Annotated in this window: 15 protein-coding genes; 11 read left to right on the plus strand and 4 right to left on the minus strand. The window is 42.7% G+C overall.

Annotated features, from left to right (window positions below):
• Nucleotides 1–41: 41 nt before the first annotated feature.
• The 4 genes from ACX3PZ_RS07385 to ACX3PZ_RS07400 all read left to right on the plus strand — a co-directional run bounded on the left by ACX3PZ_RS07385 (nt 42) and on the right by ACX3PZ_RS07400 (nt 4,745).
• Complete coding sequence (locus ACX3PZ_RS07385) at nt 42–1,901, plus strand: glycoside hydrolase family 13 protein (protein WP_459112368.1); 1,860 nt, start codon at nt 42–44, stop codon at nt 1,899–1,901.
• Nucleotides 1,902–1,906: 5 nt separating this feature from the next.
• Complete coding sequence (locus ACX3PZ_RS07390) at nt 1,907–2,413, plus strand: nuclear transport factor 2 family protein (RefSeq protein WP_459083825.1); 507 nt, start codon at nt 1,907–1,909, stop codon at nt 2,411–2,413.
• A 37-nt stretch (nt 2,414–2,450) separates the two neighbouring features.
• A complete protein-coding gene (locus ACX3PZ_RS07395; protein WP_459083826.1) occupies nt 2,451–3,824 on the plus strand; it encodes an MFS transporter in 1,374 nt (457 codons plus the stop codon).
• Nucleotides 3,825–3,995: 171 nt separating this feature from the next.
• The gene (locus ACX3PZ_RS07400; RefSeq protein ID WP_459083827.1) at nt 3,996–4,745 is read left to right on the plus strand and encodes an SDR family NAD(P)-dependent oxidoreductase; all 750 of its coding nucleotides are present in this window, start codon (nt 3,996–3,998) and stop codon (nt 4,743–4,745) included.
• An 82-nt stretch (nt 4,746–4,827) separates the two neighbouring features.
• Here ACX3PZ_RS07400 and ACX3PZ_RS07405 read toward each other — a convergent pair whose 3' ends face one another.
• Nucleotides 4,828–5,178 carry a DUF488 domain-containing protein gene (locus tag ACX3PZ_RS07405; RefSeq protein ID WP_459083828.1) on the minus strand — a complete coding sequence of 117 codons (351 nt, stop codon included), beginning with the start codon at nt 5,176–5,178 and terminating at the stop codon, nt 4,828–4,830.
• A 151-nt stretch (nt 5,179–5,329) separates the two neighbouring features.
• Between ACX3PZ_RS07405 and ACX3PZ_RS07410 the strand changes: the two genes are divergently transcribed.
• The gene (locus ACX3PZ_RS07410; protein ID WP_459083829.1) at nt 5,330–6,043 is read left to right on the plus strand and encodes a pirin family protein; all 714 of its coding nucleotides are present in this window, start codon (nt 5,330–5,332) and stop codon (nt 6,041–6,043) included.
• 93 nt (nt 6,044–6,136) lie between these two features.
• Here the strand turns inward: ACX3PZ_RS07410 and ACX3PZ_RS07415 are convergent, their stop codons facing one another.
• Entirely contained in the window at nt 6,137–7,003 is an 867-nt protein-coding gene (locus ACX3PZ_RS07415; protein ID WP_459083830.1) for a DUF808 domain-containing protein, read from the minus strand.
• A 387-nt stretch (nt 7,004–7,390) separates the two neighbouring features.
• On the opposite strand from ACX3PZ_RS07415, the gene purM reads away from it, so the two are divergent.
• The 6 genes from purM to ACX3PZ_RS07445 all read left to right on the plus strand — a co-directional run bounded on the left by purM (nt 7,391) and on the right by ACX3PZ_RS07445 (nt 14,489).
• Nucleotides 7,391–8,398 carry a phosphoribosylformylglycinamidine cyclo-ligase gene (gene purM, locus ACX3PZ_RS07420; RefSeq protein ID WP_459083831.1) on the plus strand — a complete coding sequence of 336 codons (1,008 nt, stop codon included), beginning with the start codon at nt 7,391–7,393 and terminating at the stop codon, nt 8,396–8,398.
• Nucleotides 8,398–8,970 carry a phosphoribosylglycinamide formyltransferase gene (gene purN / locus ACX3PZ_RS07425; RefSeq protein WP_459083832.1) on the plus strand — a complete coding sequence of 191 codons (573 nt, stop codon included), beginning with the start codon at nt 8,398–8,400 and terminating at the stop codon, nt 8,968–8,970. The genes purM and purN overlap by 1 nt, the downstream gene beginning before the upstream one ends.
• 40 nt (nt 8,971–9,010) lie before the next feature.
• Complete coding sequence (gene purH, locus ACX3PZ_RS07430; RefSeq protein WP_459083833.1) at nt 9,011–10,525, plus strand: bifunctional phosphoribosylaminoimidazolecarboxamide formyltransferase/IMP cyclohydrolase; 1,515 nt, start codon at nt 9,011–9,013, stop codon at nt 10,523–10,525.
• 64 nt (nt 10,526–10,589) lie between these two features.
• Entirely contained in the window at nt 10,590–11,828 is a 1,239-nt protein-coding gene (purD, locus tag ACX3PZ_RS07435) for a phosphoribosylamine--glycine ligase (RefSeq protein WP_459112369.1), read from the plus strand.
• Nucleotides 11,829–11,901: 73 nt separating this feature from the next.
• A complete protein-coding gene (guaA, locus tag ACX3PZ_RS07440) occupies nt 11,902–13,431 on the plus strand; it encodes a glutamine-hydrolyzing GMP synthase (RefSeq protein WP_459083835.1) in 1,530 nt (509 codons plus the stop codon).
• A gap of 131 nt (nt 13,432–13,562) precedes the next feature.
• Nucleotides 13,563–14,489 (plus strand): L,D-transpeptidase, encoded by a 927-nt coding sequence (locus ACX3PZ_RS07445; protein ID WP_459112370.1) that lies wholly within the window; start codon nt 13,563–13,565, stop codon nt 14,487–14,489.
• Between the two features lie 28 nt (nt 14,490–14,517).
• Here the strand turns inward: ACX3PZ_RS07445 and ACX3PZ_RS07450 are convergent, their stop codons facing one another.
• Together ACX3PZ_RS07450 and ahcY are read right to left on the minus strand one after the other, a co-directional pair.
• Entirely contained in the window at nt 14,518–15,849 is a 1,332-nt protein-coding gene (locus tag ACX3PZ_RS07450) for a PDZ domain-containing protein (protein ID WP_459112371.1), read from the minus strand.
• A gap of 192 nt (nt 15,850–16,041) precedes the next feature.
• Nucleotides 16,042–17,355, minus strand: coding sequence for an adenosylhomocysteinase (ahcY, locus tag ACX3PZ_RS07455; RefSeq protein ID WP_459112372.1), 1,314 nt, complete (start codon nt 17,353–17,355; stop codon nt 16,042–16,044).
• Nucleotides 17,356–17,384 lie beyond the last annotated feature (29 nt).

Genomic DNA, 17,384 nt, shown 5'->3' on the forward strand with positions numbered 1-17,384 from the left:
CCGTAAGTAGCGTCTTTCATTTTTTAATTCCGATTTAGATTATGAAAAAATTATCCCTCCTTTTTCTTTTGCTTTCCTTTAGCCTCACCCTGGCTCAACTCAAAAAAGTGGAACCCGCTTTTTGGTGGAAAGGCATGGAAAACACAGACCTGCAGATTCTCCTTTATGGCCCCTCCATAGCGAATCAAACCCTTGAACTTTCAGGCGGTTTAAAACCAAAAGCGGTTGAGAAAGTCGAAAACCCGAACTACCTTTTTGTGACAATTGATACAAAAGAGGTTCTAGGAGACGATTTTAAAATTACATTGAAAGAAAACGGAAAAGTAAAAAGTACGTACAAATACGAACTGAAGACCCGAAAAGAAGGCTCCAAAATGCGCAAATCGTATACCTCTGCCGATGTGATGTATTTGATTATGCCGGATCGATTCGCAAATGGCGATCCTTCCAACGATTCGCAAAAGGATTTGATTGAAAAAAGCAATCGCAATGCTCCTGGAGGACGTCACGGTGGAGATTTAAAGGGCATTCTTAATCAACTCGATTATTTAGAAAACCTAGGCGTGAGCGCCCTTTGGCTGACGCCCGTGAATCAAGACAATGAGAAAGGGTATTCCTACCATGGATACGCTCAAACGGACCTTTATAAGATTGACGCTCGGTACGGGAGTAACGAGGATTACAAAAAACTCTCTCAGGAACTTAACAAACGCGGTATGATGCTCGTTCAGGATTATGTGACCAACCACTGGGGAATTTCTCATTGGATGATTCAAGACCTACCGGAACAAAATTGGATTCATCAGTTTAAAGACGGAGAAGGGCGCTATGGATTTAAACGCTCCAACTACCGAATTACTTCACAAATGGATGGGAATGCATCGGAAGTGGACCGAAATGGAGCTCTCAACGGGTGGTTTGATACCACGATGCCCGATTTAAATCAAGCAAACCCCCGGTTGCTAACGTATTTGACGCAGAATGCCATTTGGTGGATTGAATATGCAGAACTTGGAGGACTTCGAGTGGATACGTATCCCTACAATAACAAAGAAGCGATGGCGAAGTGGGCAAAAGCCCTCACGAATGAATATCCAAACCTTAACATCGTAGGAGAAGCCTGGATGCAATCGCCAGCGCACATTTCGTATTGGCAGAAGGATTCAAAAGTAGGGGAAATTGATCAGTACAACTCTAATTTACCCTCGGTAATGGATTTCGCTCTTTATACAGAGCTGCCTTCTGCTTTGAAAGGACCGGCGTCATGGGACAAAGGAATGATGCAGATTTACAATTCCTTAAGCAATGATTTTCTTTATCCCGATGTAAATAACCTTTTGGTCTTTTTTGAAAACCACGATACGGAAAGACTTAATGAAATTTTCGGTGGAGATCCCGCCTATTATAAACTTGCCTTAAGTCTCATTTCAACCGTTCGAGGAATTCCTCAAATTTACTACGGTTCTGAAATAGGGATGCGCGGAGAAAAATCAAAAGGAGATGCGGACATTCGTCGTGATTTCCCTGGCGGATGGGCGAGCGATACGCAAAATGCCTTTACGGAATCTACACAGACACCCGAGCAAAAGGAATACTACGCATTTACCAAAAAGCTTCTCAATTGGCGTAAATCCGCCGAGGTGATTCATTCCGGAAAAACCACGCATTATATGCCTACGGAAGAGGTTTATGTCTATTTCCGGTATACGGATAACAAGAAAGTAATGGTGGTACTAAATAACAACGAAAAACCTGTCGATTTATCCTTAGCGCGCTTTAAGGAAAGTCTCGAGGGGATTCGTAGCGGAAAGGATGTGCTTTCTGAAAAAACCTTCTCCATTTCTCCTGATCAAACCCTTACGGCCCCTGCTAAAAACGCGCTTATATTAGAACTAAACTAGAGCTTATGAAACCCTTTTGTTTTATCCTTATCCTTTTTCTAAGTTCCACGCTTAGCGCTCAGTCTTCTATAAGTAAAGAAGCACAAAAAGAAAAAGAAGTGGGAGTCCTTTTGGACCGCTTTCATAAAATGGCAGCAGAGGCGAATTTTCAGGAGTACTTTAAACTCTTTGCTAAGGACTCTGAGTTTATCGGTACAGACGCCCTAGAAACCTGGAACAAAGAGGAATTTATGGCCTATGCGAAGCCTTATTTTGATAAGGGCAGAGGATGGAGCTATTTTCCCCTTAAACGAACGATACACCTAAGTGAAGATTCCACGTGGGCTTGGTTTAGTGAGGTGCTCGAGAGTCACTATGGGCTCTGCCGAGGTTCAGGGGTCTTGGAATGGCAACAGGGGGAGTGGAAACTTCGTCAGTATGTGCTTAGTTTGACCGTGCCTAATTCGGTGGCCGATCAAGTGGTGGAAATAAAATCGTCACAAGAAGCGCTGCAAAAGGAAAAACTTAAGTAAATTTGACTTCCTTAGTCAATGATAATAATTAGTCTTTATGTCCAAATCTATAAAACCAAACCTGTCCCTTGCTCAGATTATTAACATGAGTATGGGATTCTTAGGAATCCAAATGGCCTTCGGCCTTCAAAATGGAAATGCCAGTCGTATTCTACAAAGCTTTGGTGCGGATGTGCACCATTTGTCCTGGTTCTGGCTAGTCGCTCCGATTACGGGCTTAATTGTTCAACCCATCATTGGCCATATGGGCGACCATACTTGGAGCGAAAAATGGGGCAGACGCAAACCCTATTTCTTAATAGGAGCCATTTTGACTGCCGTAGGACTTGTCTTACTTCCTAATTCCGCTTCTGTAGGGGTGTTTTTAGCAGCAGGAGTGCTGCTTTTTGCGGTTCTCTTCCTCGCACTAATGGATGCATCCATTAACGTGGCGATGGAACCCTTTAGAGCTTTGGTAGGCGATATGCTTCCCAAGCACCAAGGAACCATTGGCTTTTCGGTTCAAACCATTTTGATTGGAATTGGTGCTGTGATTGGCTCTAACATGCCCTTATGGTTAACAAAACTGGGGGTTTCCAATGTCGCCGCAGAAGGATTTGTTCCTAATTCTGTAATCTACTCCTTTTATGTAGGAGCGGTTATTCTCATTCTTACCATTCTCTATACCATTTTTACCACAAAAGAATACTCCCCAAAGGAGTTCGCTTCCTTTTCGAAAGAGGTTGAGGTTTCGCTGGAAAAACCTAAATTTTCAGATATCGTGAAGGATTTTACAAAAATTCCTCCTCTCATGAGAAAACTTGGACTCGTTCAGTTCTTTTCCTGGTTTGCGCTCTTTACGATGTGGGTTTATACGACAAGTTCCATTGCCACTCATCATTTTGGGCTTTCGCCCTCTGATGCCTCGTCTGCCGAGTTTAATGAGGCTGGGAATTTAGTAGGGGTACTCTTTGGGTATTACAATCTATTTGCCATTGGATTTGCTTTTTTACTCACTCCACTGGCAAGGAAAATTGGGAAGAAGCAAACCCATGCCCTTGCCCTGTTTTTTGGAGGATTAGGACTTATCTCCATGTATTTCATTAAAGACCCAGGGTATTTGTGGATTTCCATGATTGGGATCGGGTTTGCTTGGGCAAGTATTTTGGCTATGCCTTACTCGATGCTTATTCATGCCATTCCGCAGCACAAAATGGGTGTGTATATGGGAATCTTCAATTTTTTCATTGTCCTTCCTCAGATCGTGAACGGAATTATTGGTGGACCGATTGTGAGCTCGTTTTTTGGAAACCATACCATGGGCTATCTAATGGTGGGAGGGATTGCGATGTTCGTTGCCGCCGCTTGTTCCTTAAGCTTAAAAGGAGTAGGAAAGGAAGGGGAAATTGAGAATTCTGTAGAGCTTTCCTAAGAGAAAAAGCTCCCTTTTTTCGTACTCATAAGATTTGTTAAACTCCGGTATTTCTTTGGTTTTGAGTGAAATCGGTCGTAACTTTCCTATGTTCCTTTCGATAAGACAATCCCTTGTTTTAGGGGGTCTGGGAGGGGAAGTAGATAGAGTTTAACAATTAAAATCAAAGGTATGAGTTTATTAGGTGGAAAAGTAGCGCTTGTGACGGGCGCAGCCTCTGGAATTGGAAAAGCAATTGCAGAAATTTACGCCAAAAACGGTGCGAAAGTAGTGGTCTCTGACATTGATTCCAGAAGTGGAGAGACCTTTGTGGAAGAATTAAAGGCCCAAGGGGCTGAGGCCTTATTTGTGAAGGCCAACACGGCGGACGCAGGTGAGGTTGAGCAGCTTGTTGAAAAAACAGTGCAACATTTTGGTCGTCTTGATATTGCTTGCAACAATGCGGGAATCGGTGGCGAACTAAACCCTACAGGGGATTTGAGTTTAGAGGGTTGGAAAAAAGTCATTGACATCAATCTAAACGGTGTGTTTTACGGAACTAAATTCCAGATTAATCAGATGCTTAAGAACGGAGGAGGAGCCATTGTGAACATGGGATCCATCCATAGTATTACGGGTGTTTTGGGATCGAGCGCTTATGCAGCGGCTAAGCATGGAGTCTTAGGCCTTACCCGAAGCGCAGGTTCTGAATATGCCTCGAAAAATATTCGAATTAATGCAGTGGGCCCAGGGTACATTGATACGCCGCTTTTGGATTCTCTAGATTCACAGACCAAAGCCCTGCTCGTAGAGAAGCATCCTCTAGGTCGTTTAGGGAATGCGCAGGAAGTGGCCCAATTTGTACTGTTTTTAAGTTCCGATCTTGCCACGAACATCAATGCAGGGTATTATGCAATTGACGGCGGGTATACCGCTCTTTAAAGCTTAAATCACATTCTCAGGAAAGGCTTTTGCCTTCTCCGGAGAATGTGATTTTTAGATTCTTTTATATCTTTAAAGAAATTCACTGGTATTTTTCAATAAACTCCTTTAAGGTCGGAAGTTCACTTTTTTCAATCGGTTTTCTCGAAGTAAGTAGCGTGATTGTATCGTGGGCTTTAAGTAGGTCTAAAAAGGGAAGAGAATTAGGATTCGCTTCTAACTCCTCCCGGTATAGCATCGAGAACTCTTCATAAGAAACTTCCTCCTTATGGTAGGACTGCCTTAAGGCGGTCGTAGGAGAAATTTCTTTGGCCCAGTAATCAATTTGGGCATCGGATTTTTTGAGGCCTCGAGGCCACAATCGATCCGCCAGCACCCGAAACTCATCCTGCGGTTCGACATCGTCATAGGTTCGTTTGGTTCTTATTTTCATTTTGTCTTACCTTTTGCTGTTATCTTTACGAAAGTTACGATTTTGATTTTAAAAAGGAAATCACGCGAGGAACTTTCTTATCGTAGGTCAATGCACCGCAAGGATCCATTGCGCATCTTTGCAGTACCAAATTAACCTATATACATACATTATGAAATCAACAATTTTTAAAGCAGACTCTAGAGGAATGGCTGACCACGGATGGCTTAAGAGTTTTCATACGTTCAGTTTTGCGAATTATTACAACCCAGAGAGAATGAGTTTTGGCGCTTTGCGCGTACTCAATGACGATACCGTAACTCAAGGGATGGGTTTTGGAACTCACCCGCACCGAGATATGGAAATTATTTCCATTCCTTTAGAAGGAGATCTTGAGCACAAAGACTCGATGGGAACCAAGGCGGTTATTCGCAAAGGTGAAATTCAGGTGATGAGTGCCGGGACGGGAATAATGCACAGTGAGTACAATAAAAATGCAAACCAACCTGTTAAATTCCTTCAAATTTGGATCGTACCTAATAAGATGGGGGTGACTCCTCGATACGATCAAATCAACATTGAGAAAGAGGCAACGCCGAATGAATTTCAACAAATTCTTTCTCCAAGTCCAGAGGACGCGGGGGTTTGGCTTCACCAAGATGCTTGGTTCAATCTTGCAAAATTTTCAAGTGGAACTTCTAGAAAGTACACCTTAAACAAAGAAGGAAACGGCGTTTTTGTCTTTGTGCTCAAAGGAAGTGCGAAGATTGGAGATATCGAACTTTTAGAAAGAGATGCCGTAGGACTAGAATCTTTACTTGATTTTGAATTGGAAGCACTTGTGGATTCAGAAATCCTTCTAATGGAAGTACCTATGCAATTCTAATAGGAGTTAAATCACAAACTAGTGACTAAATAATAAGCCGTCTCGATACGTAATCGGGACGGCTTATTACTTTAGCTTCGCATTAGAGTAGTCTTAAGCCTTCTTTTTGGGAAAAAGCTTTTTTCCAAATCCGAGAACGAGGACCATTAGGGTTCCCGCTACAATCCCCAATAGAAATTGCTTTATCATGGCCGGTATCTCTGGAAAGAGGTGGTGGATAAATTCCACATTGTGATCGAAGATTCCTCCAGAAACAAGCAGTAAGGCAATGGTTCCAATGATACCAAGTGCCTTGATTACGATGGGTAGAGCTTTGACTAAAATTTCACCGAATGTTTTAAAGATTCCTTCGCCCTCCGATCTTTTGATCAGCTTGTAGCCCACATCATCCATTCTGACAATCACAGCCACGATGCCGTACACGCCAAGGGTCGCTATAATGGCAACAACGGAAACCGTGATGATTTGAATCATTAAGGACTGATGTAAGACCGTTCCTAGTGCAATTATGACAATTTCAATCGACAATATAAAGTCTGTAGATACTGCCGATTTGATTTTCGCTTTTTCGTTCTCAGAGTTGCTCGCGTCTTGTTCCTCGATGACCTCCACAGCCTTTTTAGATCGGTGAAAAAGAAACTCTACAATTTTCTCCATTCCTTCGTAGGCAAGATAGAGCCCTCCAAAAATGAGGATCACGGTGATAGCAGGAGGGTAAAGTGCTTGAAGGACAAAAGCAATGGGAACAATAATGAGTTTGTTCACAAAGGATCCTTTCATAATAGAAAGGAGTACAGGCACCTCCCGTGAGGAGAGGAATCCCGTTGCCTTTTCTGCATTGACCGCTAAGTCATCGCCAAGGATTCCTGCGGTTTGTTTGGTTGCTACTTTGGAGGCGACGGCCACGTCGTCCATTAATGCTGCGATATCGTCAAGTATTGCGAAAAATCCGGATGCCATAAATTTGAATATGTGCAAAAATAACTTTTTCTTGGGAAATTAGTTTACAAAACCTCGCAAAACACTTCTAAAATCCAGGGTTCCAAATTCAAAGTGGATTAATTGCCGTAATTATTTTTTAATGAGCCTAAAAACCCTTATTTTCGCAGAAGTAAAATTTAAGAGTTTTGAATCAGTCTCCATGCTATTTTCAGTCGGTGAAATTCCATACGAATGAGTCATGCATATGTGCTGAGTAAAAAATGACGCCGATGGTCTTAGGATAGTCGGCTTTTTTATTTAAGGTACCTGAACACAGGGCAGGTTCAAGAATCCTGATTTTAGATGAATTTAGTAACTTTAATGCGTCCTTTCAAAAAAGCAAAGGCGAGAAAATGAGCATTTAATATGAGCAATACGTACAAATCCGCAGGTGTAGACAAAGAGGAAGGGTATAAAACAGTAGATAAGATTAAGTCTGCAGTCGCAAGTACCCACAATAAAAATGTCCTTAACAATTTAGGAAGTTTTGGAGCGTTTTATGAAATTGCCGGGTATAAAAATCCAGTCTTAGTATCGGGTACCGACGGAGTCGGAACCAAATTAAAAGTGGCCTTAGATACAAAACAGTACAGTTCCATCGGCATTGATTGTTTCGCGATGTGTGCAAACGATATTGTATGCCACGGTGCGAAACCTTTGTTTTTTCTCGATTACCTCGCTTGTGGGAAGCTCGACTCGGAGGTAGCTGCAGAAATTGTCATGGGAATGGTCCATGCTTGCAAAGACAATGAATGTTCCCTAATTGGAGGAGAAACCGCAGAAATGCCAGGTATGTACCAAGTAGGAGACTACGACGTAGCAGGATTCTGTGTAGGGATTGTGGAAAAAGATGAAATTATTGACGGCTCCGCTATTAAGCGTGGGGATAAAATTATTGCCTTGCCGAGTTCAGGATTTCATAGCAATGGGTTTTCACTCGTTCGAAAAGTATTTCCAGACTTCCATGAAACCTTTGAAGGGAAGCCTTTGCATGAGACACTTCTAGTCCCAACCAAACTTTATTACCAATCCATCAAGACCCTTCGCTCTGAACTTGCGTTATGTGGAATCGCTCACATTACCGGTGGGGGACTTATTGAAAACGTACCTCGCATCATTCCAGAAGGATTGTGCGCTCGCATTGAGGAGAATTTGATCCAAGTGCCAAGCGTAATGTTAGAGTTAGAAAAACGAGGCGGAATTGAGCGCCTAGAAATGCACGGTACCTTTAATATGGGAGTGGGCATGGTCGTTGTAGTGGATCCTAGTTTAGAATCGAAGGTGCTTGAACTCCTTCCCGATTCGTACACAATTGGAGACATCACAGAAGGCACTGAAAAAATTGATTTGGTTTTTGGAAACCAAAAGGCATAATGAAAAATATAATCGTACTGGTCTCTGGAGGAGGAACCAATTTAGAGCAAATTCTTAAATGCATTGAAACGGGTGAAATTTCAGGGGCAAGAGTGAGTCGTGTGATTGCGGACCGGGACTGCTACGCATTAAAAAGAGCGGAAAAATGGGGAATAGAATCCTTTATTGTACCGCGCGGAGAAGAACTCAGCGAAAGAGTGAGTGAACTCATTCCTGAAAAGACGGATCTTATTGTATTGGCAGGGTTCTTGTCCATACTGAGCAAAGAATTTTGCGAGCGTTTTGAAAGGCGCATCATCAATCTTCATCCCTCCCTTTTGCCTAGGCATGGAGGCGCAGGTATGTGGGGGCCAAAAGTACATCGGTCTGTCCTAGAATCTGGCGACAAAGAAAGTGGGGCCTCTGTTCATTACGTGAGCCCAGAGGTCGATCTAGGAGAAGTCATTCTACAAGAAGCCTTTGCTCTGGAGCAGGGAGAGACTCCTGAATCTTTGGCTGAGAAAGTACATGCGGTTGAGTACCGAATCTTTCCTTTGGCCATTCAAAAGGTTTTAAACCAAGAACGAAAGTAAAATAGAGAAACTATCTTATTAAAAGTAAATATTGAATCGAATGAAAAAACGCGCGTTATTAAGCGTCTCAGACAAAGGGGGACTCGTAGAGCTTGCTCAATTTCTAGAGGCGAACCAGTACGAACTTATTTCCACAGGAGGAACTTTTAAATTTTTGAGTGAGGCAGGACTTCATCCGATCGGCATTGAAGAGGTGACCGATTTCCCTGAAATGCTAGACGGAAGAGTCAAAACTCTGCATCCTAAAGTTCACGGAGGCCTACTCGCGGTTCGTGACAACAAAGAACATATGCAAACGGTGATCGACCATGAAATTGGTCTGATCGACCTCGTGGTAGTGAATTTGTATCCGTTTTTTCAAAATGTAAACAAGGACATTTCTCTAGCAGAGAAAGTAGAATTTATTGATATTGGAGGTCCCTCTATGCTTCGTTCGGCTGCGAAAAACTTCGACAGTGTGACGGTTTTGACGGACACTGCGGATTACGCAAGGGTAATGGAGCAAATTGCTTCTAAGGGAAATACCACGCAAGACACGAGAAAAGAATTGGCAGGAAAGGTGTTTAATTTAACCTCTGCGTACGATGCAGCCATCGCAAGTATGCTACTGGACGACCCGTCCCCAGCTTATTTAAATGCATCCTATCAAAAAGTAGCCGATCTTCGCTACGGAGAAAACCCTCACCAAGCGGCGGCCTATTATGTGTCGACCTTTGAAAATGGGGCGATGAAAGATTTTAAGCAGTTGGGAGGAAAAGAACTTTCGTTTAACAATCTGCGCGACATGGATCTTTGTTGGAAAGTCGTTCAGGAATTCAAGGACGAGAAAGCGTGCTGCGCCGTAAAACATTCCACTCCTTGCGGGGTGGCTGTAGGAGAGTCGGCAGTGGATACGTATAAGAAAGCCTTTGAATGCGATCCTGTTTCCATTTTTGGAGGGATTGTGGCCATGAATTACAAAGTGGATAAAGCCACAGCAGAGGAACTTAATAAGACCTTTTTAGAAATCGTGATGGCCCCTGAGTTTGACTCAGATGCACTTGAGGTTTTAAATCAAAAGAAAAATTTAAGAGTCATTCAAATTACCAATCCACTTGTGGATCAAAAAACATGGGTGAAGATCGACGGAGGAATGTTAATACAAGACACCGATTCCAGCTTCTCTCAGGATTTAGAGGTAGTGACTGTATTTAAGCCCTCAGAGGAGCAGAAGAAAGCACTTCTTTTTGCTCAAAGAGTGGTTAAGTATGTAAAATCCAATGCGATTGTGGTTTCGAACGGAACCCAGGCCTTAGGCATTGGCGGCGGGCAAGTGAATCGAATCTGGGCGACAGAACAGGCAATCACGAGAGCGAAAGAAAAATTCGACGGAGAACTTGTTTTGGCTTCGGACGCCTTTTTCCCTTTTAGAGATGTCGTAGATTACTGCGCTAAGATGGATATTAAAGCGATGATTCAACCGGGTGGAAGTTTGAGAGATGAAGAAAGCATCGAGGCTGCCAATGAACATAGCATTCCGATGGTGTTTACAAAAATGCGCCACTTTTTGCATTAAGCTTTCCAGATAAAACAACAAAATCCGTAAGTTTGTCTTACGCAAAAATGAATACAATAACACTATGAGAGTACTAATAGTAGGAGAAGGCGGTAGAGAATCTGCCCTCGCAGTAAAATTAAAAGCCGATCCAAGAGTCACCAAAATGTTCTTTGCGAAAGGCAACGCAACGACCGATGCTTTAGGAAAAAACGTTCCTGAATCCAGTGTCGTTGAACTACGAAACTTAGCCATAAAAGAACAAATTGATCTTACGATTGTAGGACCTGAGGCTCCCTTAGTGGAGGGAATTGTGGATGAATTTAGAGCGCACGGATTAGCGATTTTCGGAGCCAAGCAAAGGGCTGCCCATTTGGAAGGAAGCAAGGCTTTCTCTAAGAAATTCATGCAAACCTATGGAATTAAAACAGCCTCCGCTCAAATAGTGGATTCCTATGAAGCTGCGAAAATGGCGATTGAGAAGCATGCGTATCCCCTCGTGATCAAAGCCAGTGGACTTGCCGGAGGGAAAGGTGTTGTAATTTGCGATACTTTGGAAGAAGCGCAAGCAACGATTCATGACTTTATGATCCGTAGAATTTACGGAGATGCAGGAATTCAGCTGGTCATTGAAGAATACCTAGAAGGCTTCGAAGCCTCTATTATTGGTTTTTCCAACGGAAGTAAAATTTTTACTTGCATCCCTGTAAAAGATTACAAAAAAGTGGCAGACGGAGATCGCGGTGCTAACACCGGAGGAATGGGAAGCGTAGCTCCAAGTCCTCAGTTTACAGCTCAGCATCAGAAAGACTTTGAAGAGTTAATTCTAGCCCCTACGATGGAGGGATTAAAAGCAGAGCTTTTGGATTTTAAAGGATTTATCTTCTTTGGTCTTATGATCACGAAAAAAGGATGTTATCTTCTAGAATACAACATGCGTATGGGAGATCCCGAAACACAAGTGATCTTACCCCTTATGGAAAACAAACTACTTGATGTGATCCAGGACTGTCTTGCAGGAAAAGAAGTGGAACTTAAATTCTCTGATAAAAAAGCAGTATGCCTTGTCATGTGTTCAGGGGGCTATCCTCGGAACATTGAAACCGGCTTTGAAATTCACGGGTTAGACCATGTGAAAGACAGCCAAGTTCTCTTTGCAGGTGCAGCGCGTCATGCGGACCGAGTGGTGACCACAGGAGGTAGAGTTTTAAACCTTGTTGCCACAGGAGATACCTACGAAGAGGCAAGAAACAAAGTCTACAAAGATGCTTTGCCCGTAAACTTTGATTACGGTTTTTACCGTGAGGACATCGCTAAATTTTAATTTTTAGGATTCTTAGGAGTTCCTAACACGGGACTCCTAAGGATTCTTCTTTATAAATCACCAACTTTTACCTATGAAAAATGGTATTCTTATTCTGGATTTTGGAAGCCAGTACAATCAGTTAATTGGACGTCGAATCCGGGAGATGGAAGTCTATTCGGAAATTATCCCTTACTATACGCCAATCGAAACTATTCTTGAGAAAAACCCAGTGGGAATTATTCTTTCGGGAGGACCTAGTTCCGTGAATTCAAAAGAAGCGCATTTGATTGACAAGGCTCTTTTCGATGCAGGTATTCCGATTCTTGGAATTTGCTACGGAATGCAGCTTACTACGCACCTTCTAGGAGGGAAAGTAACCAAGGGAGAGAAGGCGGAATATGGGAAAAGTGAGTTCGAAATCATTCGAAGTAGCCCCCTTTTCACAGGCATTTCAAGAAGATCCACTGTGTGGATGAGTCACTTTGATGAAGTAGAAGAGGTGCCAGAAGGATTTGAAATCTCAGGCCGAAGTGGCGTGATTGCCGCGATGGCAAACGAAAAGAAAAACATTTTTGCCATTCAATTTCATCCGGAAGTAACCCATACAGAGGAGGGAGCAAGAATGCTTGAGAACTTTGTTTTTCAAATATGCAAAGCCAAACAGAATTGGAAACTTACGGGCTACATTGAACGCACCATTCAAGACATTAAGCAAAAAGTAGGGGATCAAAAAGTGATTTTAGGTCTTTCGGGAGGAGTCGATTCCTCCGTAGCTGCGGTCCTTATTCACAAAGCGATTGGCGATCAACTTCAATGTATTTTTGTCGATACCGGACTTTTGCGACTAGACGAAGGGAAAAAGGTCATGGAAAACTACGGTGCCCATTTTCAAATGAAGATTGATATGGTGGACGCCTCCGAGCGCTTTTTATCCAAATTGGAAGGCGTTTCGGATCCAGAAGCGAAACGTAAGGTCATTGGAAATGAATTTGTAGCCGTATTCGACGAAGAGGCTAAAAAATTTGAAGGAGCTAGCTTCTTGGCGCAAGGAACCATCTATCCCGATGTCATAGAGAGTCAGTCTGTCAATGGACCTTCCTCGGTCATTAAATCTCACCACAACGTGGGAGGACTACCAGAAGAAATGAAATTACAGCTTTTAGAGCCCCTTCGTGAACTCTTTAAGGACGAAGTAAGGAAAGTAGGTGAGGAGCTCGGCATTCCGCACCATTTGGTGTACCGTCACCCGTTTCCAGGACCGGGATTAGGAATCCGGATTCTTGGGGCTGTCGATTCAGAGAAGGTTTCTATCTTGCAAAAGGCGGATGATATATTTATTGAAGAACTCTACAAAGCAGATCTTTACGAGAAAGTATCTCAGGCCTTTGTGGTGCTTCTTCCGGTGAAATCGGTCGGAGTAATGGGAGACGAACGAACGTATGAATATACCGCGGTCGTTCGCTCTGCAAACACGATTGATTTTATGACGGCAACCTTTAGTAAACTCCCATGGGACTTTTTAGAGAACGTTTCCAACCGAATCATCAACGAAGTAAAAGGAATCAATCGGATTGCGTACGATATCTCGAGCAAACCGCCTGCGACCATTGAATGGGAGTAATTCTGAAACAATAATTTAAAATTAAATAAATCCTTTGAAGTTTTTCGAAGGATTTGTTTTTTTGTCCTCGTAAAGGCGTTTTGAGGTAGGTTTGGTATCAAAATTGAAACCATGATTCGAAACGGAAATAGATGAATCATAGGAAAAAACTTTTCGCCATCGGAGCCCTTATTTTAGGACTTTGTGTCACGCTTATCGGTTGCAAAAAGAAGACGCAAGAGCTCCCGAAACCAGAGCCCAAGAAAGAGACGCCCGTACCAAAAAAGAAAGAAAAGGAATTAATGAACTATACGAGTTTTGTTTTTCCCAAGTCAAAGCATGCAAAAGATTCAGCGATGGCCGTTTTTACCCAAACCTACGACAAATCTCAGCAGCATACCATCTTAGCGTTAAACCGTTTGGATTTAAAAAACAAATGGCGAGCAGACTCGCTTATTATTCCCAAAAGCATAGAGAGTGATTATCTGAAGTACACTCCATTTCCATTAGAAGTGGAACTGTTGAAAAAAGTGGATAAAATAGCTCTGTTTTCATATCCTCTTATGGCCTACGCCCTTTATGAACACGGCAAACTTGTCAAATGGGGCCCCTCCAGTATGGGAACAAAGCGGGCCCCCACCAAAAAGGGGCTTATGTTCACGAATTGGAAGAAAGAAGTGGCCATTAGTACAGTGGACTCTAGCTGGAAACTGCGTTGGAATTTCAATATTCACAATACCCTTGGTATCGGATGGCATCAATATGACTTGCCGGGTTTTCACGCCTCGCACTCGTGCCTTCGTTTGTTAGAAGAAGATGCGAAGTGGATGTACTCATGGGCGGATATGTGGGTGATTACTCCTGACGGATCCGAGGTGGTTGCAAACGGTACGCCTGTGATTGTATATGGAGATACGGATTTTAAGACTAGACCTTGGCTCAACCTTGTGGAGGATCCTGGCTCGAACGAAGTATCCGAGAAGCAATTGGCAGACGAAATTTCTCCCTTTTTAGAGGACATTCTTTCCTCCCAAGAGAATCGACTCAAAGTACGTCAAGAAAGAGAAGCTAGGAAATAGAAAGGAAAAGAATTCAGATAAGACTCCATCACTCTCTATAGGGGATGGGGTCTTCCAAATAAAAGAAGATACTTTGGGTCTGGTAATCTCGCTCAATTTCAAAGGTGATTTTGCGTCCTGCTTCGGATTTTAGAACTTCAAAGATTTGTTTAAGGGAATAGGTGCTTGCTTTTTTCCCATTAATAGAAAGAATTTTATCCCCTTTTCGAAGGCCTGCTTTGTAGGCAGGAGAATCCGGACGAGATCCTGAAATTGAATACTCAGGTTTTAAAACAAAGCGATACTGAAAAGCGGAGGGAGCCGTATAGACTCGATCCCCACTCGAACTAGAAGTTGGCTTTTGTTGGCTTTCCACTTGAACCAAATCCTCGCCCCAAAACATTCCGTCGTGCTTAATGTCGAGTCCACTCATGTTAAAATGAAAAGGATCGGAGAAGAACTTGTTTCTCTTGAAAGAAATCGTTTTTTCAGGGTAATTGAGTACCACGGTAAATCTTCTAAGGGTTTCACTTCCGATGGATCCTTTGCGGTCGGCTACTAATTTTAAGTGTTGAATGGAGAACTCATCGGGCATGGCTGTGAGAGGGTAGAGCAGTTCATAGTCTGCTAAAACCAAGCGGTGGATGCGACTTCTTTTTCCATAAATATCTCCACTAAACCCTCGTCCTAAAAAATCATCGATGTTCGGTCGGTTGTATTGGAAGTTAGGAATGACACTTGGAAATAGCCATAGGGCATCGCTGTTGCCTAAATCGATCAGCATTTTTGAATCGTTAAGTTCACGGGTTTGCTCGATGCCGGCCTGCACATACGGCTTGTTAAGTTCAAGACTTAAATCTAGTGTAGAGTATCTTCGATTCAATTTTGGAGGATCGCTAGGGTCGTAAAGAGTGATTTTTTTTCGAACGTAATCGATTTTAACCACATGATCTTTAAAGAAATGATAGCCAAGGATTCCATTGACAGGAATTCCCACATGCGAGGAGAAATTGAATTCTTCGTCTAGAATCAAATAGATACTATGCCGAAGGTCGACTAAGTTTTCCCCAATTTGTACACGGTTGTTTACCGCCAGCAAGCCTTCAATCTGGACATTGTCTCCAAGTCCTGAAAATCTCATTTTTTCCACTTGGTTAAAGTCCACTTCCTTATTTTCTAAACTAAACAAAAGCGTCTCGTTTACGCCCGAATCTAGAAGGAAAGTGAGCTGCACTCCGTTCACGGTCACGGGAATGAAAATAAGGTTATTAATGAGTTGAAAGGGAATCTCAATTTTGCTTTTCCCACCCATTAGTTGAAAATGACTTTGCGAATACAAAGTGCTTGCAAGGAGTAGAAAAAGCAAACGAATCCATTTCATTCTTTGAAATTACAAAATAATTCCAAAGAAATATAGAGTTTTCGTATTTTTTAGTAGCCGCTAGAAAATGGATTTGGACCTGAGGTGGCCTGCACTTCGGTCCCTACGCCCTTTTTGATTTTTTCAAATAAAAAGCGATTTCAAAAAATGAAATCGCTTCGATAGATAAGCTATAAAAGATCCATGGGTATCTTAGTAGCGGTAGTATTCTGGTTTGAATGGTCCCTCTACTTCTACGCCAATGTAAGCTGCTTGTTCTTTGCTTAAAGTCTCTAGTTCCACTCCTAATTTATCTAGGTGGAGTGCAGCCACTTTTTCGTCTAGATGTTTAGGAAGCATGTAAACCTCGTTTTCATAACGATCGCTATGAAGCCAGAGTTCAATTTGAGCCAGGGTTTGGTTTGTGAATGAGTTACTCATTACAAAACTTGGGTGGCCCGTGGCGCATCCTAGGTTCACCAATCGACCTTCCGCCAAAAGGATTAGCTCTGTTCCATCCACATTGTAAATGTCCACTTGAGGTTTTACGGTGGATTTTGTGTGTCCGTAGTTTTTGTTTAACCAGGCCATGTCTAATTCATTGTCAAAGTGACCAATGTTACAAACGATGGTTTTGTCTTTCATGGCTCTAAAGTGCTCTTCACGTACGATGTTGAAGTTTCCTGTAGTGGTGATCACGATGTCTGCAACCGGAGCTACAGTCTCAAGTCTTTTCACTTCGTATCCGTCCATAGCCGCTTGAAGGGCACAAATCGGATCGATCTCCGTAACCGTCACAATGGATCCCGCTCCACGGAAAGAAGCTGCAGTTCCTTTTCCTACATCACCGTAGCCACAAACCACGACACGTTTTCCTGCAAGCATCACATCGGTAGCTCTACGAATGGCATCCACAGCCGATTCTCTACATCCATACTTGTTGTCAAATTTAGATTTTGTTACCGAATCGTTTACGTTGATGGCTGGCATGACAAGAGTTCCGTTTTTCATTCTCTCGTAAAGTCTATGGACTCCTGTAGTGGTTTCCTCTGAAAGTCCTTTTACCCCTTTGGCAAGTTCAGGGTACTGATCAAAAACCATGTTGGTTAAATCTCCTCCGTCGTCCAATATTAGGTTTAAAGGTTTGCGGTCTTCTCCAAAGAACAAAGTTTGCTCGATACACCAGTTGAATTCTTCCTCGCTTAGACCTTTCCAAGCATAAACGGGAATACCCGCTGCTGCGATTGCTGCTGCCGCGTGGTCCTGCGTAGAGAATATATTACAAGAGGACCAAGTCACATCGGCTCCTAAGGCCACTAGGGTTTCGATTAGAACCGCAGTTTGAATGGTCATATGAAGACATCCTGCAATGCGGGCTCCTTTTAAAGGCTGCTGCTCACCGTATTCTTTACGAAGAGCCATTAGTCCTGGCATTTCTGCCTCCGCCAATTGTATTTCTTTGCGACCCCACTCTGCTAGGGAAATGTCCTTAACTTTGTAAGGGACGTATTTAGTTTCCGTACTCATTATCTCGAATATTTTTTGCAAATTTACGA

The organism is Chryseobacterium sp. A321 (genome assembly GCF_054489265.1).

Bases quoted from the DNA above. Each gene is read 5' to 3' on its own strand.
- ACX3PZ_RS07385 (WP_459112368.1), top strand. From the start codon at position 42: ATGAAAAAATTATCCCTCCTTTTTCTTTTGCTTTCCTTTAGCCTCACC.
- ACX3PZ_RS07390 (WP_459083825.1), top strand. From the start codon at position 1,907: ATGAAACCCTTTTGTTTTATCCTTATCCTTTTTCTAAGTTCCACGCTT.
- ACX3PZ_RS07395 (WP_459083826.1), top strand. From the start codon at position 2,451: ATGTCCAAATCTATAAAACCAAACCTGTCCCTTGCTCAGATTATTAAC.
- ACX3PZ_RS07400 (WP_459083827.1), top strand. From the start codon at position 3,996: ATGAGTTTATTAGGTGGAAAAGTAGCGCTTGTGACGGGCGCAGCCTCT.
- ACX3PZ_RS07405 (WP_459083828.1), bottom strand. From the start codon at position 5,178: ATGAAAATAAGAACCAAACGAACCTATGACGATGTCGAACCGCAGGAT.
- ACX3PZ_RS07410 (WP_459083829.1), top strand. From the start codon at position 5,330: ATGAAATCAACAATTTTTAAAGCAGACTCTAGAGGAATGGCTGACCAC.
- ACX3PZ_RS07415 (WP_459083830.1), bottom strand. From the start codon at position 7,003: ATGGCATCCGGATTTTTCGCAATACTTGACGATATCGCAGCATTAATG.
- purM (WP_459083831.1), top strand. From the start codon at position 7,391: ATGAGCAATACGTACAAATCCGCAGGTGTAGACAAAGAGGAAGGGTAT.
- purN (WP_459083832.1), top strand. From the start codon at position 8,398: ATGAAAAATATAATCGTACTGGTCTCTGGAGGAGGAACCAATTTAGAG.
- purH (WP_459083833.1), top strand. From the start codon at position 9,011: ATGAAAAAACGCGCGTTATTAAGCGTCTCAGACAAAGGGGGACTCGTA.
- purD (WP_459112369.1), top strand. From the start codon at position 10,590: ATGAGAGTACTAATAGTAGGAGAAGGCGGTAGAGAATCTGCCCTCGCA.
- guaA (WP_459083835.1), top strand. From the start codon at position 11,902: ATGAAAAATGGTATTCTTATTCTGGATTTTGGAAGCCAGTACAATCAG.
- ACX3PZ_RS07445 (WP_459112370.1), top strand. From the start codon at position 13,563: ATGAATCATAGGAAAAAACTTTTCGCCATCGGAGCCCTTATTTTAGGA.
- ACX3PZ_RS07450 (WP_459112371.1), bottom strand. From the start codon at position 15,849: ATGAAATGGATTCGTTTGCTTTTTCTACTCCTTGCAAGCACTTTGTAT.
- ahcY (WP_459112372.1), bottom strand. From the start codon at position 17,355: ATGAGTACGGAAACTAAATACGTCCCTTACAAAGTTAAGGACATTTCC.